The following is a 21,049-nucleotide window of genomic DNA, read 5'->3' as shown; positions in this document are numbered from 1 at the left end:
GGCGAGCGTGGGACTTGAGGGGTTTACCAGCTGAAATCCTTGGCCTTGGCCTGGTCGATCAGGGTGATGTCCACTGGAATGGTGGCGGGTACTTGCGAGCCCCACTTCTTGGCCAGGGCAATGCCCAGTGCCAGGCGGATCTGGTCACGGGGGTATTGGGCCGAGGTGGCGATGAAATGACTGCCGGGCTTCTGGATCGCCTTGATCGCTTCCGGCGCGCCATCGACGCTGACCAGTTTCACATCCATGCCGCTGGCTTCGATGGCCGAGAGTGCACCGAGGGAGCCGTTGTCATTGACGCTGAAAATGCCCTTGAGGGTGGGCTGGGCCTGCAACATGTTTTCGGTGACGGTCAGCGCCTGGTCACGTTCCTGCTTGCCATTCTGGATGCTCACGATCTTGATGTCCGGGTGCTTGGCCACCGCCTCTTTGCAACCGCGCACACGTTCGAGGATCGGCACCACGGCAATGCCGTCGAGGATGGCGATATTGCCTTTGTCACCGATGTTTTTCGCCAGGTATTCACACGCCTGGAAGCCGGCGTCGAAGTTCTTCGAGCCGACGAACGAATCCAGCGGGCCGTCCGCCTGGGCGTCCACCGCCACCACCACGACGCCCGCGGCATGGGCCGACTTCACGGCCGATTGCACACCGACCGAATCGGTAGGGTTGATCAGCAGAATATCGATGCCTTTTTGCAGCATGTCTTCGACATCACTGACCTGCTTGGACACGTCGTGGCGGGCGTCGGTAATGATGAGCTTTGCACCGATGGTCGCGCCGGCTTCTTCCAGGGCGTTTTTCATGGTGACGAAATAGGGGTTATTGATTTCCTGGAACGACGCACCGATGCGGATGGGCGCAGGTGACGTGGCGGCAAATGCCTGAGTGCCGAGGGTGATGCCGGCAGCCAGTAAACACAGGGTCTTCGGGAGCATTTTCATGGCGTGGGTCTCTGTTTTGTTTTTATTTTTAGAGCAAATGTTATCGTTAACATTTCGCCAGAAACTAACAAGTAAATCGGACCTGCGCAAGCCTCCACTGGTCGGTCTCGATCAAAATGTGGGAGGGGGCTTGCCCCCGATAGCTGTGGGTCAGTCACTGATGTATCACTCAGATTCCGCCATCGGGGGCAAGCCCCCCCCCCACATTGGCTCGCCGTCACTGGCGCAAGTCTCCAGCAAAAACTCGCACATTGCGCCCCATCCACTAAGCTCAGTCCCTGACAAAAAGACCGAGCAGCCCACCATGCCCCACCCCACCGAAACCTTCCGCGCCCACTACCGCGCCAACGTGCACCGCCACTACAACCCCTGGCTGCACGCCACGTTCGTCCTCGGCTACGGCATCGCCTGCATGACCCTGGCCTGGTCCGCCACCGCCGACATCACCGCGCTAGAGTGGCTGACCGTGCCCTTGACCCTGGTGTTCTTCAACCTGTGCATCTACCTCGTACACCGCCACCTCGGCCATCACAAACATGGGTTCGCCCGGCTGTTCTACGCACGCCACACCGGCGACCACCACAGCTTCTTCACCCCTGGGCACATGACCTACGACAGCCCCCGGGACTGGCGCGTCATCCTGTTTCCCGCCTGGCTGATCGTACTGCACAGCCTGGTCATCACCCTCCCCGCCTGGTGGCTGCTCAAGCAATTGAGCCCCAACGTCGCCGGGCTGTTTGCCGGGTGCATGATCCTCGGCTACCTGCTCTACGAAGTGTTCCACGCCTGTGAACACTTGCCCGCTGAACACGCGGTGGCGCGTCTGCCATGGATTCGCCAGATGCACCGCCTGCACGCTCTGCACCACCGTCGCGAGCTGATGCAGGGGCGTAATTTCAATATCGTGCTGCCGTTGATGGACTATCTGTTTGGCACTTTGCATTGGGAACCCACGGTAAAAAAAAGGGGCAGTCCAACTGGACTGCCCCCCGCTTCACACACATAGATCAATCAGTGCACGATGGTCTGGCTGCAGATGTGGCCGAGGCTGACGTATTGGACGTTATTGCCACCCACGCCCACACCAGGGAACTCCCTGAGCTCGATGCGCCAGCCGCCCTCGTTGAACCAGGTTTCCCAGTTGTAGGTCTGGCCCGAGGCGCTGTCCGGGTACCGCACTTTGTAGTCGCCAGAGCAGGTGCCCAGCGCGACATTCCCCGAGGCTGCACCGGTGATGCCGGTCTTGGCCTCATAGTCGACCCAGTTGTAAGTGGCGCCAAAATGCTTGTCGACACGCAGTACAGGGGTGACGCCGCGCAGGGGCTCGCCAGTGCTGTCTGACCACTGGGTGCTCCAGCTCAGATTGCGGGCCGCCTGGGTGGCCAGTTGGAAGATCGAGCTGGGGATGCGTACCACGTTATCGCCGTTCACATTGTGCTGGTTCAGGCGTGGCGCCGAACCGAGGGTCAGCTTGTATTGAGCCTGAGGGTTCAGTGCCACCGCTGGATTGGCCCGTACACGCACCTTGACCGTGTAGCCCGGCGTCAGGTTGGGATAGGTGGAGGTGGAGCCCTGCGGGACTTCCACCCACTTGGTGCCATCGAACCGTTCGAAGATCCACTGGTTACGCGTGCCCGCACCGTCATCGCCCAGGAACATGCCCACACCTTGGCCACGCAACGAGACGAAGGAGAAGTAATCCACGTCATTGACGCTGTCGAGGTTACCAGTCACCTGGTTCAAGGCATCCGGCAGCGCGAACGCGGTTTGCTCGGTGTCGTTGGGCTCGTAGGCATCAATGTTGCTGTCCACCGCCACGCCGAAACTGAACTGCGCGTTACTCGCGGTATTGGCCACCATGAACCAGTAGTAGTCACCGGCCGGCAACACGCCGTTGAGGTATTCATCGGCACTGCCAGGGTTATCAGAAGTGCCCAGTGGCGTCAGGTTACCCTGGCCGTCGTCGTGGAACAGCGTCAACGACATGTCCGTACCGGCGCTCTGGTTCAGCAGTTGCACCTGGATTCGCGAGTTTTTCGGCAGGTTGAAGTGGTAAGCGATTTGCGCGCCGGTCTCTACCCCGGTGAGGGTGTAGAGGGTATTGATATCCAGGGTCGGAAACAGCGGCGTGAATTCAGCGATCGCAGCCTGTTTCATTTGCGCCGGGTCAGGTTTTTGCAGCTCGCTGAGCTTGGTGTCAACCGCCACATTGCTGGCCACTGGTTTGCTCTTGACGACCTTGGTCTGCCCCGCCTTGGCCGCATTGAGCTTTTGCTTGAGTGCATCCGACAGGCTGTTTTTTTCCAACGTACCGCCGGGTTTCAACGCTTTATCCACGGCCTGTTTGACCGTCTGCGCACTGAGTTTCAGCGGGGCTTGCTCGGCCAGGGCGAAGGCCGAAACGAAGCAGGAGGCCGCCATGGCCGCGCCCAGCATAAAGGCTTTTTTCGATTTCATTTTTTATCCATCCATAGTTAAAAAATTGAAGCTCAGGTAACCGGTGACATCCGGTCACCTGGGATGGACTGTAGGACAATACTGTATTTATGTACAGTATTTTTCAAAATATGTGCTCCCGGTTTTTTCGCTGTGAGCCCTCCTGCTATGGAATTGGGATATCGCACCACCTGCGCCAAATCTCCCATACAACCATTTCGAGGACACAAACATCCGCGAGGCGATACGGCCACAAAGCCCAGCGCTTAAGCGTCAAGGGAACAGATGCCAGCTCAGCTTCGGTCACAAGGCCTGCCTTTAGGTAAGCTTTCGGCCCTGATAGGATGTCGACCATCAGGCTCATGCGATGATATCTGTCGATCGGATCATTCCCTTCCCTGAAGCGCTTATGCCTAAGAACCTTCTCGTTCTCACTGAAGTAACTTTCCAGTTCATCCAGCTTTGCGTATTCAGCAAACACCATCAGTCCGAAGACGACAAACACCCAAGCGAACATCACAATGCTATATACAAGAAAAAGGGGCATCGTTATGTCCCCTCGGGTTGGAATATCAGATCGCCGTCGACTTCCAATATTCTTCCCCCCAAAAACCCACCAAGCTCACCCAAAAAAGAGCCTCCCGCCGCCCCGCCTACAGCCCCTCCGATAACTCCACAAGCCAGTTCACCATTGCCTTTCAGTGAAACACCCAATGCAACCCGGCATGCACTGCGAGCAATATTCGCGGCACGCTTGCCCACAACAGCAGCCCCGAATACTCCACCCACCAACCTCCCCGTCTCCACATACTTCGCCCGCCGGCACTGCGCCTCCCTTCCCGCCACGCACGCCTCCTTGATTTCCAAACCTGCCACGCCCACATCCAACGCCATCCCAAGATACGTTCCTTGCTTCAACCGCTGCGACATCTGCGTAATCGCCCGAACCCGCTGCGCATACCCCGCAATCTCACCTTGATGCAGATAGCTTTTGGTCGAGATCCCAAGCGTTCCCTTCAGCGGTTGATTGCCACGCAACCCTGAGCCAAATCGTGCGGCCCCTTGCAGTTGCGAATCCAAAACGCCAAACATTTGTTGGCGTTGGCGTATAAACGTCTCTCTGTCTAAACCACCGTCCTTCAATCGCCGATGCAGTTGCTCGATGTCCTCCAAAGTGTGTGCGACCTCCTTCAGGTGCCGGCTCCAAGCCGATGTCGCACTGCCTATCCCAATCGAGCCATACCCCAGAATGCTCTGCGCCAGGTCATAATTTTTATTTCCAGTTCCATCGAGCGGCATATCCTGGTTCAGCCGGCGACTAATCTCTTCAGCGTGGCGCATCAACCAGGCTTCTTCGATTGTGCAATGGGCACCGGGCGCTTCTGGAACGATCACCAACTCACCCGGCCTCACCAATCCGCGGCTCAGGTGTTGATTCAGCACATCGAAATGATCTCGGCCCTGCAACAAGCCTGCATGCCACAGCTGTGATTTCAAAAATGCGTACGGTAAAGCCTGTTGATTGATATAGCCGTACGCCATGTCCTGGATTCCGATATCGAGAGGGATGGCATCGAAAGATAAGCAAGCGCCTACAGCCTGGACACAAGCAGGAGGGGTCAAAAAATACGTTTGGGAAGTTGCCTACACAGCAAAAGATACGAACCTACGGAAAGCGTCCCTAATAGCCCGTCATCTCCAAATACCCCACCCCACCCTCGAACTTCACTGGCCCTTCCCAGTAGGGAATCCCCAAGTTCATCCACGCCTTTTGATTGACCGCCTCGGTGGTGATATCCAGGTGTTTGCCGGGGATCTTCAGCGACCAGCGCGTGGGAATGCTGCGCCCGTCAATCTTGGTTCTGGTCAGCGGTGTCAGTTGGATATCGGCGTTGTGCAACGTCTCGGTATGGCCTTGGGCGTCGATCCAAGTGCCGGTGAGGTAACCGCCACCGTCTTTTTGCCGCACGCGAAACAGCATCAGTTGCTCGCCCCGGTCCAGGTGCAGGGAGAACCAGTCCCAACCGGTCTGGCTGGCGGCCAGGGGTTGGCTGCTCCATTCGCGGTCGAGCCAGGCCGGGCCGCTGACCTGGTAGACCTGGCCGTCGAGACTGACGCTGCCATTGGCGGTGAAGAAAGGCTGGCTGTAGTAGTACGACGCCTGGCCCTGGTCGGATTTGCGGCTATAGCCCTTGTCACCTTGCAGCACCAGTGGGCGGTTGGAGGTCAGGCGTAGGTCGTAGGCGAATTGGGCACCGCTGGCCTTGAGCTGCATGTCAGCCAGGGGGGTGGCGGCGCCAGGTTGGGTGGCAAAGTTCCAGTCGTCAATCCAGGCGTTGAACGGCACCGCCTGGGCCCCGGCCTGGCCGACGCCGCCGCGGGCCAGGCGTTCGGCGGCGTAGTGGCGGGTGGCCGAAGTGACGGCAGCATGGCCGAGCCACACCGTTGAATCGTGCCAGCCCGGTTGCGTGGGGCCGGCCTTCAGCGCATTGCGAAACAGCGTCCATTGCACGCCGAAGAGATTGCCCTGGGCATCCTTGAGGTTGGCGGTGACGTACCACCATTCGATACGAAAGCCTGGGTGCGGGCCATGGTCCTCGGGAAAGCTGAAGACTTTGCCGGGCACCACCTGAGTAAAGTCCGCCGCCTCACTGCCCAGGCCGGCGAAGCTGGTCTCAGGCGCAGGCGTCTTGTCGCATGCGCTCAGCAGTAACAAGGCGGCGCAGCACAACGCCTTAATCTTCATGGGCAAAGGTCCTCAACAAATCCGCCGGGCGGCTGCGGTACAACTGCCACAAGGGCCAGGCAGACGCCAGCAACGTGGCAACCATCGCCAGCCCCAGCAATTGCGCAAGCTGCCAGGGGAATACCTGCAACGGCAGGTGCCAACCGAAGGCCTGGACGTTGATCACCGCATCCAGGCACCACGCCAGCAGCAGCCCCAGCGGCAACGCCAGCATCAGCGTGAGCAGCGCCAGCAGCCAGGTCTGGCCCAGGTTGAGCAGCATCAGTTGGCGCCGTGTCACACCCAATGCCCACAGCGGCGCGAGTTGGCCGAGGCGGCTCTGGCTCTGGGTCAGCAGGCTGATAAACAACGCCACGCCAGCCACGCCCAGCGTAAGGCTGTTCAACGCGGCAGTAGCGGCGAAGGTGCGTTCGAAGACCTGGCTGGACCAGCCCTTGAGTTGCTGTTGATCGACGATGCGGCTGTCTTCGAGGGCAAATTGACGCTGCACTTCACCCACCAGCGCCGGCACGTTCTGGGGCGCCACCCGCAGGTTGAATCGCGCCGGTGACAGTGTCGGCCAGTGCGCCAGCAAGTGCCGGGCATTGACCAGCAGATGGCCCTTGGGGTTGCCGTAGTCGGCGTAGATCCCGACGACCTGCGGTGCCCAGCTTCCTTGTGGCGTAGGGATCGAGAGCGTATCGCCCAACTGAACGTTCAAGCGTCGCGCCAGTTGCTCGCTGAGCATCACACTGTCGTCCTGCAGCAAGCGGTCCCAGGGTGCGTTTGCAGCCTCAAGCAACGGCCAGTGCCGGCGATAGGTGGGGTCGTCGACCACGCCGAACACTTCTGCCGGCCAGCCTTGCAGCTGCACCGCCACCTGCCAGGTAGGCAACACTGCCTGCACCAGCGGCTGGCGGGCCAGCCAGGTATTGAGCTGCTCGGCCTGAGCCGGGTTCTGCGGGTTGAGGTACAGCTCGGCGGTGAGGCGCTGCTCCAACCAATGGTTGAAGGTCTGGCGGAAACCCGAGGTCATGGAACCGGCCCCGATATTTGCCGCCAGGGCCAACAGCAGCGCCATCAACGCCAGGCTCAAGGCCGGCAGTTGCTGGCGACAATCGGCGAGGAACCACTGGCCGAGCACCGAGCGACTGCGACCCAGCATGCCTTTCAACAACCCGTTGAGCAGCACCGGTAACCCCAGTGCGGCGCCCAGCAGCAAGGCCGCCATCAGTACAAACCCGGCGGCCAGGCTGTCGCCCAGCCACAGCGCCAACAGCGCGATCAGCAACGCCGCAGACGCCACCCAACCCTGGCGCCGCAACCAGCGCCCATGGGCCTCATGCCATGCTTGGGCGTTGGCCAATGCCAATAAGGGCAGGCGCGCGGCACGCCACAGGCTGCTGGCCCCTGCGAGCAGTGCGCCAAGCAGGCTCAAGCCCAGGCCGGCGAGCCACCACCAGGGACTCAAGCTCAATTGGCCCGGAACCTCTGCGCCGTACAGGCCGCGCAAACTGGCGGCCACATCCGGCAGCAACAGGCTGGCCAATACATATCCGCTGGCGATGCCGAGCAAGCCGCCCAACAAGGACAGAAATCCCAGCTCAACCCCCAGGCTGAGGATCAGCATCCGCGCGCTGACTCCACAGGCACGCAAGGTGCGCAGCAGGCCACGGCGTTGTTCCAGGGCCAGGCCGATGGCCGCATGCACGATAAACAGCCCCACCACAAAGGACAGAAAGCCCAACGCATCAAGGTTCAGGTGAAAGCTCTCGGTGAGGCGCGCGAGGTTGTTGTCCTCGCCCTGCTTGAGTTGCAGCGCGGCGGGTGGCGTGGGGTGGCGGGCGGCGAAGGTGTTGTCCAGCAACAAGCGTGACAGTTGCCCCTGCATGTCGAGCAAGGGTTGGGCAAACGCGATATCGGTCAACAGCAAACCCGGCGCCATGTCCGCCTGTACCTGCAATGGCGGCAGGGTGTGCGCGTTGACTGTCTGCGGCTGATCGCCCTCGTGCAACCCGAGCGCCTGCAAGGTTTGCGCAGCCACCCAGGTACGCCCTGGCGGGGTGAAAAACGCCAGCATCTGCGCCTGGCTCAGCCGTTGCCCCGCCACACTGCCACTGCCGGGCAACGACACCGGGTCGATGCCCATCAGTTGCAGGCGCTGTTGCTCATGCCCCTTGAGCACCAACCGTCCCTGCACCACCGGGGACACCGGCCACCCGGCGCGGCGCAGTTGGGCAAACAGCGCTTGCGGGAAACTGCCGGCGTCCGGCGCACTCAGGCTGGCTTGGGGCTCACCACCGATCAACTGGCTGGCGCGCGCATAGCTGTCCCGTGCCTGACTGTTGAGGGCCTGCACGCCGGTCAATAACGCCGTGGCCAGCCACAGACCTGTGAGCACGCTGAAAAATTGAACTGGGTGACGTCGCCAATGGCTTACCAACGCACGCAACGTCCAGTAGAACAGTGCCATCTCAGCGCGCATCCATCGGCACGACACGGCCATGATGCAGCACCACCTGGCGGTCCAGGCGTGCGGCCAGGCGTGGGCTGTGGGTGACCATCAACAGGCTCGTAGGGCTGTCGCGCAGCAGGTCCAACAGCAGTTGCAGCACTTCATCGCTGGTGGTTTCGTCGAGGTTACCGGTAGGCTCATCAGCCAACAGCAAGCCCGGGCGCGAGGCCAGTGCTCGCCCTACCGCCACCCGTTGCTGCTGGCCGCCAGACAGTTGCTCAGGATATCGCTTGAGCAAATCGCCCAGTCCCAGGCGCTCCACCAACTGCGCCTGCCACTGCGCATCGAAACGCCCGGCCAACCGCGCCTGGAATGCCAGGTTGTCCTCCACGCGCAAGCTGCCGATCAGGTTGAACTGCTGGAACACCAGGCCGATTTCAGTGCGGCGCCAATGGGCCAGTTGCGCCTCCGTCAATTGGTCGAGGCGCTGCGCGCCGATTTGAATGCTGCCGCCATCCACACGGTCCAGCCCAGCCACCAGGTGCAAAAGCGTACTTTTGCCGCTGCCCGATTCGCCCATCAGCGCCAGGCTGCTGCGTTCCCCCAGGTAGAGGTCGACACCCGCCAGGACGGCCAGCGGGCCTTGGGGGGTGGCGTAGTTTTTTACAACACCTTGCACCTGCAACATAAAAACGCTCGTAGGAAGGACTGCCAACGAGAATAACGGCTGATTGTGCAGCCCATGCAAATTTTTCACATGGATTTCACTGCCTGCCCATCCTCGACACTTTAGATTGCGCGTCAAGTGGCGATAAGCCGCAACTTATTAGTTAGCGCACAGAGTACTTTTAATAGGCAGGTGTTCAGCAAAAAGACAGCAGCGCTATGACAGGCTCCTGTTCCACAACGGGCAACTGCCCATTCACTGTGCGTGTTTATAAACACAACAATAGTGCCAAAGGTGAACAGCGTGGCAGATATGACCCTGGCCGACCCTAAACTCAAATGGGCACGGTTAAAGCGCCTGAAAAAATACCGCCTGCATTTGCTGGGTATAACTGTTACCGCAGCTCTTCTGACGGGCTTCCTGTTATGGCCGGTCTCGCCGCTGGACCTGGGCGTGGGCAACCGACTGGTAACCTCGGGGGTGCTCGCCAGTTGGCGCAATGGTGACGTGGTAGTGCTGGTGCGCCATGAAGAGCGATGCGACCGCTCCACCAACCCCTGCTTCGGCCCCGCCGGCGGCCTCACGGTCCAAGGCAGCCAACGCGCCGCGCAACTGGGCAAAGCCTTTGATTCCTTGGGCATGGAGCTTACCGACGTGCTCAGCAGCCCCACCACGCGCACCGCCCAGACCTCACTGTTCATGTTCGGCAAGGCCGAGCTGTCGCCGGGGCCCCTCGCCATCTGCGGTGACGCCATGGGCGAGGAAATCCTCGGCCACAAACGCAGCGGTCGCAACCTGATGCTGATCACCCACAGTGCCTGCATGAGCGACTTCCAAAAGTCGCTTGGCTTCCCCCACGCTGCCGCCGCCGAATATGGCAGCGCGCTGTTCGTCAAGGTATTACCCAACGGCGAATTCGAGGCATTGGGCACTATGAACATGCGGCAATGGACGGTCGCACTAAAACAACTTTAAACACACTTTTTTACATATACCACGGCTATTACGTTCAGCAAAACGACAGCCCTGTTATGGCATGTTCGCTTACACCTGTTAGTTAGCACCTCCTCAATGGTTCAGTGAACATCGTGACTCTTCGCCCTACTCATTTAATTGCCTCATTGTGTCTTATTGAACGTCATGGAGCGACGCACTCATGACCCGCTTGAATCCCCTGCCCTGGTTATTACTCGGCTTCGCCGTCTTCTTCCTGCTGCCCTTGGGTTTGCATGGTTTGTGGACCCCGGATGAAACCCGCTATGCCCAGGTCAGCCAGGAAATGCTGATGAGCGGCAATTGGGTGGCGCCGCACTTCATGGGGGTGCGTTATTTCGAGAAACCTGCCGCCGGCTATTGGCTGATCGCCCTCGGCCAGGCCGTGTTCGGTGAAAACCTGTTTGGGGTGCGCATCGCCTCGGCCCTGAGCACCGGCCTGAGTGTGCTGCTGGCCTACCTGCTCGCCCGGCGCTTGTGGAACGATCCGCGCAAGAGCTTCGCCTGCGCCCTGCTGTACATGAGCTTTGGCCTGGTGGCCGGGCAAGCGGGGTATTCCAACCTCGACCCGCAATTCACCTTGTGGGTGAACCTGAGCCTGGTAGCGCTATGGTTTGCCCTGGATAGCCGCACGCCCCGCGAGCGCCTGGGGGCCTGGGCAGTGTTGGGGCTGGCCTGCGCCATGGGGTTTATGACCAAGGGTTTCCTGGCCTGGCTGCTGCCGGTACTGATCGCTGTGCCTTACCTGCTCTGGCAGCGCCGCGTGGGCGAGCTGATGCGTTACGGGCCACTGGCAGTGCTGGTCGCCATGCTGGTGTGCCTGCCGTGGGCCCTGGCGATCCATGTGCGGGAACCGGATTACTGGCATTTTTTCTTCTGGCATGAACACATCCGCCGCTTTGCTGCCGACAACGCACAACATGCGCGACCGATGTGGTTCTTCCTGCCGATCATGGTGGTGGCGTGCCTGCCGTGGGCCGCCTTGTTACCCACCACATTGCTCAAGACCTGGCAGGAAAAGCGCCAGCCGGCGATTGCCTTTCTCGCCCTGTGGCTGCTGCTGCCCCTGGGCTTTTTCAGCCTGAGCAAAGGCAAGCTGCCCACCTACATCATGCCGTGCCTGTTGCCCCTGGCATTGCTGATGGGCCACGGGTTGATCGACCTGATCAAGCAAGGCAAGGCGCGCACGATCGTGATCAACGGTGCGGTCAATTTCACCCTCGGCATGACCGCCATGGTGCTGCTGATTTACCTGCAAATCACCGACCCGCTGTACGGCAACAGCCATGCCGAGATGTTCAGCCTGTCCCTGGTGTTTATCGTGCTGCTGGGCTGGATCCTCGCCAACCTGTTGCAAGCAGTACGGCCAATGACGTTATGGGCGATGCCGGCCCTGGGCATCGGCCTGCTGGTGGCATTGTTGCCGGCGGGCATGCCGGCGCTGATCGCGGATAACGAAATGCCCGACCAGTTCGTGCTTGAGCACCTGGACGAACTGCAGCAAACCCAGGCTTTGCTGAGCAACGAACTGGGGGCTGCGTCGGCCTTGTCATGGCGCTTGCGGCGGCCGCAAGTGGCCTTCTACAGCACCGTGGGCGAGCTGCGCTACGGCCTGCATTACCAAGACTCGGCACACCGCAAGATCACGCTGGATAACGTCCAGGCCTGGTTGGCCGAGGCTCGCCAGCAGGGTTCGGTCGGCGTGCTGATGCGGGTCAGGAGCACCAGCGAACATCGCGAAGAAGGGCAACTGCCTCTCGGCGGCAAGCGTTATCGCAAAGGCAACCTGGTGCTGACGATTTACCCACGACAACCTTAATGCAGCGCCTGCCACAGGGAAAACCCATGGGCTTCTGGAGAACCGAACGCGGCGCCTTGGCTTTATTGCTGGGCACCTCGGCCTTGCTATTGCTGCTGGGCCTAGGCAGCCGCGACCTGTGGGGGCCGGAAACCCGCTGGGCGAACATCGCCTTGCAGATGCTGCAAAGCGGTGACTACTTCGATCCCTATCTCAAAGGCACGCCCTACTACGACAAACCCCTGCCCTCCTACTGGCTGATTGCAGGCTTCGCCCACCTGATAGGCGGCCTGGGGCCGTGGTCGCTGCGCCTGTCATCGGTAATTGCCGCATGGCTGAGTATCTGGCTGATTTACCTGATTGGCGAACGCCTGTTCCGCAAGGGCACCGGGTTGATTGCCGGCTGGATGCTCGCTACCACCTTCTACTTCCTGTTCTGGGGGCGAGTAGCCACCGCTGATGTGCTGACTGTTTGCGGCGTGCTGGCGGCGGTGTGGTGGTATTGGCGTGGGCCGGACGACACACGACTGGGGCGCTACACGGTATTTTTCCTGCTGCTGGCAGCCACCTCACTGTTCAAAGGCTTGATCGGTTTCGTGCTGCCGGGGCTGCTGCTATTGCCGCACCTGCTCAACGAGCAACGCTACAAACGTCACCTCAATCTGCGCATGCTGCTGGCCGTGCTCATCGCCGCAGCGTTCTACGCGATCCCTTTCGTACTGTCCCATCACTACGGCGCGCCCACTTACGGCCAGAGCGGCCTGGAACTGGTATTGCGGGAAAACGTGGTGCGCTTCTTCGACCCCTTCGACCATATGGGGCCGATCTACACCTATCTGATCTACCTGCCGGTCTACACCCTGCCCTGGGCGCCCTGCTGGCTGCTCGGCCTGTGGCTGGCCGTGCGGCAGTGGCGCCACACCCCGCCCAACGTGCGCTGGCTGGTGTGGGGCCTGGGCCTGTTGTTTGTGTTCTTCACCGCCAGCGGCAGCCGTCGCAGCTACTACGTACTGCCGCTGGTGCCCTTTGCCCAATTGCTCGCCGCCTGGTGGCTGAGTGAACGCCTGCAAACAAAACCGGCGAGTTGGCCGCGTTGGCAGAAAGGTTTTGGACTCAGCGCAGGCTTGATGGTGCTGGTGCTGGGCGTGATCTACCCCTGGACCAACGGCAACGGTGGCGTGACCCGTTTCGCCGCAGACCTACAGGCCCAAGCGGTGAAAAGCGCCCCTTGGAGCCAGTGGCAAATGGTGCTGGTGGAGGTCGACAACAAGCTGCCGATGTACCTGCAAAACCATGGCAAGCCTTTCTACTACGTCAGCGAAACCCAGAACTTCCCCCGCCAGGGCGACAGCGCCGCATTCATGGCCTGGCTGGACAAAACCAGCGGCCAACGCTTCGACCCGCAGCGCACGATTATCGTCGTGCAGTATTCCAAGCAAGAGCCGACGCCGCTGGCGTTCCTGGGGATGGATCATCAGGTCGTCAGGACGCAGCCGGATAATGGCGAGCGGTTGTTTCAGCCGCGCGAGGATGGGAGCGTGGCGTTTGTGCCTGCGCCGCGGTGAGCCTGTGTCGCTACTGGCCTTTCGTCATGGTTTGTAAAGGGCCAGCAAGTCGTATCCCTTTAAATTGCAGGACGTTTCCGAGACAATCCCCGCCGCCTTGTGCCGGTTGGAATCGGTGGCTAGTCTGCGATCCGTCACTGCTCATCAGTGATCGGGTTTAGTCGCCCGGATTCCAGTTGTGCGCAAGCTGTCACCTTTTCATGGTGGCTGTGCGCAGGGCACCTTCGGGTGCGCCGGATCCAACTGGCCGGTCGACTAACCTGCGTACAGCCGCCACCCAACGTTTAGTCGCGAAGGGTTCGGCTCCTGACCTACCAGTTGGAGTTACACCATGAATAAAATCTTACCCGATCCACCCTTCGACCCTGCCAAAACCCGCGCCGCGTTCAACCGCGCCATCGACCACTACCTGCCCAGCCAGGGTTTCCACAGCGTCAACGACGACCTGAGTTTTGAAGATGCGTTGCTGTACACCGCCAGCCTGCTCGACAGTGCTTCGGCGACGGCGCTCGATTGTGGTGAATTGCTGGATAGCCCGGGGCGGGCGAAGATCCTCGCGGTGTGGCATTTGCTGGAGATTGCCAGGACCACAGTGGATCGCTCTATCGAGTGTATGAAACCCTTGAAGACAACACCTTAAAATGTGGGAGGGGGCTTGCTCCCGATGGCGGTGGGTCAGCTGATATATCCACTGCTGACACTCCCTCATCGGGGGCAAGCCCCCTCCCACACTGTGCGTATTCCAATGCTTGGATTAGGCTTCAGCAGGCGAAGAGTGGAACGTTCCATCGAGTGTATGAAGCCCTTGAAAGCAACACCTTAAAATGTTGGAGAGGACCTGTCTGTCAGCCGAACCCGGGGCATTCAACTGGATAGAACGGGGGTTGGCGAGCGGTTCATTGCTGAAACGATTAAAGCCCTGTAGGAGATTGGCTATATGTAGCCGATGCTGGCAGTCGACCATTCATCTAAATTAATATTTTTATCTTTAATATCATTTACTTAGCTGTCTGTAAAAACAACCCACCTGCCTTCGTTGCCGTTTTTACTCGCCAGAAACGTCTAATTACTGACACGACTTTTATGGCAGCCTTTGTCCCGCGTTTCCGCTACATACGTAGGATAAATCCCTATGGCTTAATAAAATCTCGAACGCCGAGTTACGTTCAAGCAGTACGGACCGTCCCGCCCAGGCCTAGCGCGTCGGTTGACGGTTTTCGACATCAAGGACGAGATGGCTATGAGTCTGACCCGTAATATTGGCGACACACAGGGCCCGCATTTTTTTGCCGAAATGGGCGAGTTGATTTCAAGCAGTGGCAATGAACACTTCGCTGCCAACATGCTGCATCTGGTGGACAAGTGGGTGCCAATCCATTTGGTAGGCCTCAGCGAATGGACCCTGGACGAACTGCGCGACTGCGTGCTGGACATCAAGTTGCTGGGCAGCGCCGGGCTGAACAAGGATTTGTCTGTAGCCCAGACCCTGCGCCCGGTGAGCGACCACCCGTTGCTGCGCCAGATGCTGCGCATGCAAGACCCGTTGTTGATCCAGATGAAAGCCAAGGCCGACAGCGCACACCCACGGGGCAGTTCGCACCAGTGCAACCTAGTATCGCGCCAAGGCAATCGACGCTGCGTGATTTCGTTCTATCGGCCTGCGACCCAGCGTGGGTTTTCCCTGGCGCAGTTATCGTTCCTCAAATGCTTGTCGGACACCCTGTTGCCGCTGATGGAGCGGCACGCGCAGCTTCTGCGCCAGGCACCGCAGGCCGAGACCGACCCGGCACATACCCTGCTGGAGCAATCGCAATGGCAGCGCGAATTCTACAAACGCCTGACCCTCAGCGATATCACCTTGTCGGCACGGGAGCAGGAGGTGTGCCTTGGCCTGTTGACCGGCGGCACCGTGCCGCAGATCGCGGAAAAACTCAGTGTCAAAAACAGTTCCATCGAGACCTACCTCAAGCGTGCCGCCGCCAAGCTCGGCGTGAGTGGCCGGCACGGCCTGGCCAAATGGATGGTGGGCGCCTGATGAACAAACTGACACCGCAACCTGCGAGTGGCGGCCCTGAATGTACAGGCGTTCCAGGCACAGTAACGCATCCAGCGCGCAGACCTGTTCCCGGCGATCACCCCGACTGCCGCAGCCGATACTCCCCCGGCGTCATCTGCGCATAACGCAGGAAAAACCGACTGAAATACGCCGGGTCCTTGAACCCCAGCTGGTAGCAGATTTCATTTGCCGAACTACCGGTAAACAGCAGCAGGCGCTTGGCTTCCTGCATCAGCCGTTCAAGAATCAAACGCTTGGAAGGTAAGTCGGCGATGCGTCGGCATACCTCATTGAGCCGCGCCGGTGTCACGCCGATTCCCTCGGCATAGCGCGCCAACGGCCAATGTTCCAGGTAATGGGCTTCGACCAGTTCGTTGAAACGATGAAAAATGCGCAAGTCTTCATGGGCCATCGGGCGTGCCGGCAACGCGTGGGCGCACAGGCGCAGCAGGCGGATCATGATCAGGCGCGTCAAACTGTCGAGGGCGGCAGCGCGCCCTGCCCGTTCGGCGTTGATCTCGCTGCACAGCGCTTCGAAGAGCTGATCCAGCCCTTCGGCGGCATCGCCCAGCGCGACACAGGCCGCACCTGAGGCGAGGCTTGGGTCGGCGTCGATCAATCCCCACACCAGTTGCTGGCGCACCGTCAACACATGCCCGTCGGCATCGGCTTCGGTAACGAAGGCATGCGCCACCGTGGGCGGCGTGAGAAAAAACATCGGCCCCGACTCGACGTATTGACGGTCATCCAGATAAACCCGCACGGCGCCACTCTTGACGTAATGCACCTGGAAAAACCGGTCATGCCGATGCACGGCCATGTTGCGCCCGAAAAACCCCGCCAGGTTGCCGAGCTTGTCGTAATGCACCTCGGCATCGCTGTAACGCTGGTCGTAGACCTGCCCGATGTTGATATTGGGAATCGGCTTCACGCGGCCCTCCTCTTGTTGTTCTGATGCCGTTGGAGTTTGCCATGCTTGACGGTAGTTAACATATTAATTATAACGTTAACAACTTAACGAACTGCCAACGCAGCCTTCGTCACCGCCAGGAGAAACGCATGAGCCGTACCCTGCATGATGTTGCCAGCGGCACCCTGTTCGGCGTTGCGCTGAACTACCAGGGCCTGCTGGAGCAACATCTCGCCGCCTTCGAGCAGGCGCCCTACCAGAAGCCGCCGACCAAGCCGGTGTTGTTTATCAAGACCCCCAACACCCGCAATGCCCATGGCGGTGTGGTGCTGCAGCCTGCGGGCGAGCGCCTGCAACCGGGCCCGGCGTTGGGCGTGGTGATCGGCCAGCGCGCCAGCCGCGTCAGCCTGGACAATGCCATGGCCCATGTCGCCGGGTATGTGGTGGTCAACGAGTTCAGCCTGCCGGAAGACAGCTACTACCGCCCCGCCGTCAAAGCCAAATGCCGCGATGGGTTCTGCGCCCTGGGGCCTGAGGTGGTTGCCCGCGACCAAGTGGCTAACCCCAACAGCCTGGACCTCAAGCTCTTCGTCAATGGCCAGTTGCGCCAGGAAAACTCCACCGCTAATTGGGTGCGCGATATCCCGCAATTGATCGTCGAGATCAGCGAGTTCATGACCCTGCATCCCGGTGACGTGCTGATCACCGGCACACCGGAAGGCCGCGTCGATGTGCAGCCCGGCGACCGGGTCGAAGTTGAAATCACCGGTGTGGGCCGTTTGCTCAACACCATTGAGGCAGAGGTATTGGCATGAAGCGCGCACGTATCCGCTTTGAAGATCAAATCCATTCCGTGCAGGTCGACGGCGACTGCAGCGTGCGCCTCAGCGATGGCCGCCGGCTCGCGCAAGAGCAGGTGCAATGGCTGCCACCCGCCACCGGCAACATGTTCGCCCTGGGCTTGAACTACGCCGATCACGCCGCCGAACTGGCCTTCACACCGCCGACCGAACCGCTGGCCTTTATCAAGTCGGTCGGCACCTACACCGGCCACCGCCAAGTCACCTGGCGCCCGGACAACGTCGCCTACATGCACTACGAGTGCGAACTGGTGGCGGTGATTGGCAAGACCGCGCGCAACGTCAAGCGCGCCGACGCCCTGGACTACCTGGCCGGCTACACGGTGTGCAACGACTACGCGATCCGCGACTACCTGGAAAACTACTACCGTCCCAACCTGCAGGTTAAAAACCGCGACGCCGCCACCCCAGTCGGTCCGTGGATCGTCGACGTGGCCGATGTGCCCGACCCGGGCAACCTGAAATTGCGCACCTGGATCAACGGTGAGTTACGCCAGGAAGGCAACACTAAAGAAATGATTTTCGATATTCCCTACCTCATCGAATACCTGTCCAGCTTCATGACCCTGCAACCTGGCGACATGATCGCCACCGGCACGCCCGAGGGCCTGGCCGATGTGGTGCCGGGGGATGAAGTGGTGGTGGAAGTCGAAGGCGTGGGCCGCCTGGTCAACCGTATTGTCAGTGAGACGGAGTTTTTCTCCGTGCGCAAAGAGGCTTGAGCAACATGATCAAACATTGGATCGATGGCCGTGAGGTCGAGAGCAAAGACGTGTTCGTCAACTACAACCCGGCCACCGGCGAGGCCATTGGTGAAGTGGCCAGCGGCGGCGTCGAAGAAGTCGCCCAAGCCGTGGCGGCGGCCAAGGCGGCGTTCCCCAAGTGGGCCAACACCCCGGCCAAGGAGCGCGCACGCCTGATGCGCAAGCTGGGTGAACTGATCGAACAGAACGTACCACGCCTGGCCGAGCTGGAGACGCTCGACACCGGCCTGCCGATCCACCAGACCAAAAACGTGTTGATCCCACGCGCGTCGCACAACTTCGATTTCTTCGCTGAAGTCTGCACGCGCATGGACGGCCACAGCTACCCGGTGGACGACCAGATGCTCAACTACACCCTGTACCAGCCGGTGGGCGTGTGCGCGTTGGTGTCGCCATGGAACGTGCCGTTCATGACCGCCACCTGGAAGACCGCACCGTGCCTGGCCCTGGGTAACACGGCGGTGTTGAAGATGTCGGAGCTGTCGCCCCTGACTGCCAATGAACTGGGACGCCTGGCAGTGGAAGCCGGGATCCCCAATGGTGTGCTCAATGTGATCCAGGGCTACGGCGCCACCGCTGGTGATGCACTGGTACGCCACCCGGATGTGCGGGCGATTTCCTTTACCGGCGGCACCGCCACCGGCAGGAAAATCATGCAGACCGCCGGCCTTAAAAAGTACTCCATGGAACTGGGCGGCAAATCACCGGTGCTGATTTTTGAAGACGCCGACCTTGAGCGTGCCCTCGACGCCGCGCTGTTCACGATCTTTTCCCTGAACGGCGAGCGTTGCACCGCCGGCAGCCGGATCTTTATCCAGGAAAGTGTCTACCCGCAGTTTGTCGCCGAGTTCGCCGCGCGGGCCAAGCGCTTGATCGTGGGCGACCCCCAGGACCCCAAGACCCAGGTCGGTTCGATGATCACCCAGGCCCATTACGACAAGGTCACCGGCTATATCAAGATCGGCCTGGAGGAAGGCGCTACGCTGCTGGCCGGCGGGCTGGAGCGGCCGGCCAACTTGCCTGCGCACTTGAGCCGCGGGCAGTTTATCCAGCCGACGGTGTTCGCCGATGTGAATAACAAGATGCGCATCGCCCAGGAAGAAATCTTCGGCCCGGTGGTGTGCCTGATCCCGTTCAAGGACGAAGCCGAGGCGCTGCAATTGGCCAACGACACCGAATACGGCCTGGCCTCCTATATCTGGACCCAGGACATCGGCAAGGCCCATCGACTGGCCCGCGGCATTGAAGCAGGCATGGTATTTATCAACAGCCAGAACGTGCGCGACTTGCGCCAGCCGTTCGGCGGAGTGAAGGGCTCCGGCACCGGCCGTGAGGGTGGCCAGTACAGCTTTGAAGTATTTGCCGAGATCAAGAACGTGTGCATTTCCATGGGCAGTCATCACATTCCGCGCTGGGGCATCTGAAGCATGCATTACCTGTAGGAGCGAGCTTGCTCGCGAAGCACCCACAGGCACCGCTGGCTACCTGAAGCACTGCGTTATCGTTGACCTTTTTCGCGAGCAAGCTCGCTCCTACAAGAATAAATATTCAGGAGAATCATCATGGGCGAAGTGGTTTTGGCAGCGAAGATCTGCCACGTACCGTCGATGTACCTGTCGGAACTGCCCGGCAAGCATCACGGCTGTCGCGAAGCGGCGATTGCCGGGCACAAGGAAATCGGGCGCCGCGCCCGCGAACTGGGGGCCGACACCGCCGTGGTGTTCGACGTGCACTGGCTGGTCAACAGCGGTTATCACATCAACTGTGGCGAACGGTTCCAAGGCACCTACACCAGCAACGAGCTGCCGCACTTCATCAAGAACATGGACTACGCCTACCCGGGCTGCCCCGAGCTGGGTGAGCTGATCGCCGCCGAAGCCAACCTGGCCGGCGTGCGCAGCATGGCCCACAACATCCCGAGCCTGGAGCTGGAATACGGCACCTTGGTGCCCATGCGCTACATGCACATGGGCGTACCCGAGGATGAAAAACTCAAGGTCATTTCCATCGCTGCCTGGTGTGCCTGGCATCGCCTGGAAGACAGCTTCGCCTTCGGCGCCGCCGTACGCCGCGCCATCGAAAAGAGCGAGCGCAAGGTGCTGGTGCTGGCGTCCGGGTCGCTGTCCCATCGTTTTTCCGACGACCGCCAGGCCGAAGCGAATATCCATAACTGGACCCGCGAATTCGACAAGCAGGTGGACCTGCACGTGGTCGAGATGTGGCAGCAAGGCCGCTTCAAGGAGTTCTGCGCCATGCTGCCGGACTACGCCGAACACTGCTTTGGCGAAGGCAAGATGCACGACACCGCCATGCTCCTGGGCCTGCTGGGTGGGCCGGACTATGCCCAGCCGGCCGAGATCATCACGCCGGCGTTTGGCAGTTCGGGCACCGGCCAGATCAATGCGATTTTCCCGCTGTAGACCAGGGAGAACACCATGCCGCACTTTATTGCCGAATACACCGACAACCTCGAGCAACAGGCCGACCTGCCCGGCCTGTTTGAAAAAGTCCACCGCGTGCTGGGAGACAGCGGCGTGTTCCCCCTCGGCGGTATCCGCAGCCGCGGCGTGCGCCTGGATACCTGGCGCATGGCCGACGGCAAGCACGACTATGCCTTCGTGCACATGACCCTCAAGGTCGGCCACGGCCGCGACCTGGCCACGCGCCAGGCGGTGGCCGAAGCCTTATTCGGGGTGATCACCGCGCACTTCGCCGAGCTGCAGGCGCAACGGTTATTGGCGCTGTCGTTCGAGATGGTCGAACTGCACCCACAGCTCAACTTCAAGCAGAACAATGTGCATGCGTTTCTGAATAACGCGGCGAACTGAAAAGGGCCCCGCCCCCCTGTAGGAGCGAGCTTGCTCGCGAGAAACCTC

The 21,049-nt window shown here is 60.4% G+C and carries 19 protein-coding genes; 11 read left to right on the top strand and 8 right to left on the bottom strand.

The features are described 5' to 3' along the window. Positions 1-23 precede the first annotated feature (23 nt). Positions 24-944 (bottom strand): substrate-binding domain-containing protein, encoded by a 921-nt coding sequence (locus QZR30_RS13120; protein ID WP_046068777.1) that lies wholly within the window; start codon positions 942-944, stop codon positions 24-26. A gap of 304 nt (positions 945-1,248) precedes the next feature. On the opposite strand from QZR30_RS13120, the gene QZR30_RS13115 reads away from it, so the two are divergent. Further along, complete coding sequence (locus tag QZR30_RS13115) at positions 1,249-1,950, top strand: sterol desaturase family protein (protein WP_046068778.1); 702 nt, start codon at positions 1,249-1,251, stop codon at positions 1,948-1,950. Positions 1,951-1,955: 5 nt separating this feature from the next. Here the strand turns inward: QZR30_RS13115 and QZR30_RS13110 are convergent, their stop codons facing one another. From QZR30_RS13110 to QZR30_RS13085, 6 genes are all read right to left on the bottom strand, one after another. After that, positions 1,956-3,401 (bottom strand): hypothetical protein, encoded by a 1,446-nt coding sequence (locus QZR30_RS13110; RefSeq protein ID WP_311903396.1) that lies wholly within the window; start codon positions 3,399-3,401, stop codon positions 1,956-1,958. A gap of 145 nt (positions 3,402-3,546) precedes the next feature. Next, positions 3,547-3,927 (bottom strand): hypothetical protein, encoded by a 381-nt coding sequence (locus tag QZR30_RS13105; protein ID WP_059397255.1) that lies wholly within the window; start codon positions 3,925-3,927, stop codon positions 3,547-3,549. Between the two features lie 2 nt (positions 3,928-3,929). Then, positions 3,930-4,922, bottom strand: a complete 993-nt coding sequence (locus tag QZR30_RS13100; RefSeq protein ID WP_059397254.1) for a hypothetical protein — start codon at positions 4,920-4,922, stop codon at positions 3,930-3,932. 139 nt (positions 4,923-5,061) lie between these two features. Then, on the bottom strand, positions 5,062-6,126 hold the full coding sequence (locus QZR30_RS13095) for a lipocalin-like domain-containing protein (protein ID WP_046068782.1): 1,065 nt from the start codon (positions 6,124-6,126) through the stop codon (positions 5,062-5,064). Beyond that, positions 6,116-8,578 carry an ABC transporter permease gene (locus QZR30_RS13090; protein ID WP_046068783.1) on the bottom strand — a complete coding sequence of 821 codons (2,463 nt, stop codon included), beginning with the start codon at positions 8,576-8,578 and terminating at the stop codon, positions 6,116-6,118. The genes QZR30_RS13095 and QZR30_RS13090 overlap by 11 nt, the downstream gene beginning before the upstream one ends. 1 nt (position 8,579) lies before the next feature. Then, complete coding sequence (locus QZR30_RS13085; protein ID WP_043051335.1) at positions 8,580-9,248, bottom strand: ABC transporter ATP-binding protein; 669 nt, start codon at positions 9,246-9,248, stop codon at positions 8,580-8,582. Positions 9,249-9,521: 273 nt separating this feature from the next. Between QZR30_RS13085 and QZR30_RS13080 the strand changes: the two genes are divergently transcribed. From QZR30_RS13080 to QZR30_RS13060, 5 genes are all read left to right on the top strand, one after another. Further along, positions 9,522-10,202, top strand: a complete 681-nt coding sequence (locus QZR30_RS13080; protein ID WP_056846653.1) for an Ais protein — start codon at positions 9,522-9,524, stop codon at positions 10,200-10,202. A gap of 181 nt (positions 10,203-10,383) precedes the next feature. After that, positions 10,384-12,039, top strand: a complete 1,656-nt coding sequence (arnT, locus tag QZR30_RS13075) for a lipid IV(A) 4-amino-4-deoxy-L-arabinosyltransferase (protein ID WP_059397251.1) — start codon at positions 10,384-10,386, stop codon at positions 12,037-12,039. Between the two features lie 26 nt (positions 12,040-12,065). Then, positions 12,066-13,583: an ArnT family glycosyltransferase gene (locus tag QZR30_RS13070; protein ID WP_311903395.1), complete on the top strand. Its 1,518-nt coding sequence runs from the start codon at positions 12,066-12,068 to the stop codon at positions 13,581-13,583. A gap of 331 nt (positions 13,584-13,914) precedes the next feature. Then, positions 13,915-14,223 (top strand): DUF6124 family protein, encoded by a 309-nt coding sequence (locus tag QZR30_RS13065; protein WP_046068787.1) that lies wholly within the window; start codon positions 13,915-13,917, stop codon positions 14,221-14,223. Positions 14,224-14,823: 600 nt separating this feature from the next. Beyond that, complete coding sequence (locus tag QZR30_RS13060; protein ID WP_056846656.1) at positions 14,824-15,618, top strand: helix-turn-helix transcriptional regulator; 795 nt, start codon at positions 14,824-14,826, stop codon at positions 15,616-15,618. A gap of 97 nt (positions 15,619-15,715) precedes the next feature. Here QZR30_RS13060 and hpaA read toward each other — a convergent pair whose 3' ends face one another. Further along, the gene (gene hpaA, locus QZR30_RS13055) at positions 15,716-16,570 is read right to left on the bottom strand and encodes a 4-hydroxyphenylacetate catabolism regulatory protein HpaA (RefSeq protein ID WP_046068789.1); all 855 of its coding nucleotides are present in this window, start codon (positions 16,568-16,570) and stop codon (positions 15,716-15,718) included. Between the two features lie 128 nt (positions 16,571-16,698). On the opposite strand from hpaA, the gene QZR30_RS13050 reads away from it, so the two are divergent. The 5 genes from QZR30_RS13050 (at position 16,699) to QZR30_RS13030 (ending at position 21,001) form a co-directional block, all read left to right on the top strand. Beyond that, on the top strand, positions 16,699-17,364 hold the full coding sequence (locus QZR30_RS13050; RefSeq protein WP_046068790.1) for a fumarylacetoacetate hydrolase family protein: 666 nt from the start codon (positions 16,699-16,701) through the stop codon (positions 17,362-17,364). Continuing rightward, entirely contained in the window at positions 17,361-18,131 is a 771-nt protein-coding gene (locus tag QZR30_RS13045) for a fumarylacetoacetate hydrolase family protein (protein ID WP_068967445.1), read from the top strand. The genes QZR30_RS13050 and QZR30_RS13045 overlap by 4 nt, the downstream gene beginning before the upstream one ends. 5 nt (positions 18,132-18,136) lie before the next feature. Next, on the top strand, positions 18,137-19,597 hold the full coding sequence (gene hpaE / locus QZR30_RS13040) for a 5-carboxymethyl-2-hydroxymuconate semialdehyde dehydrogenase (RefSeq protein WP_046068792.1): 1,461 nt from the start codon (positions 18,137-18,139) through the stop codon (positions 19,595-19,597). A 138-nt stretch (positions 19,598-19,735) separates the two neighbouring features. After that, a complete protein-coding gene (gene hpaD, locus QZR30_RS13035) occupies positions 19,736-20,593 on the top strand; it encodes a 3,4-dihydroxyphenylacetate 2,3-dioxygenase (protein ID WP_046068793.1) in 858 nt (285 codons plus the stop codon). 15 nt (positions 20,594-20,608) lie between these two features. Continuing rightward, entirely contained in the window at positions 20,609-21,001 is a 393-nt protein-coding gene (locus tag QZR30_RS13030; RefSeq protein ID WP_046068794.1) for a 5-carboxymethyl-2-hydroxymuconate Delta-isomerase, read from the top strand. The last annotated feature ends 48 nt before the right edge of the window (positions 21,002-21,049 follow it).

The organism is Pseudomonas sp. rhizo25, from assembly GCF_031931935.1.
Taxonomy (GTDB): Bacteria; Pseudomonadota; Gammaproteobacteria; order Pseudomonadales; family Pseudomonadaceae; genus Aquipseudomonas; species Aquipseudomonas synxantha.
The sequence above is the reverse complement of the archived record's forward strand: the minus strand, read 5'-3'. Positions and strand labels throughout refer to the sequence as shown.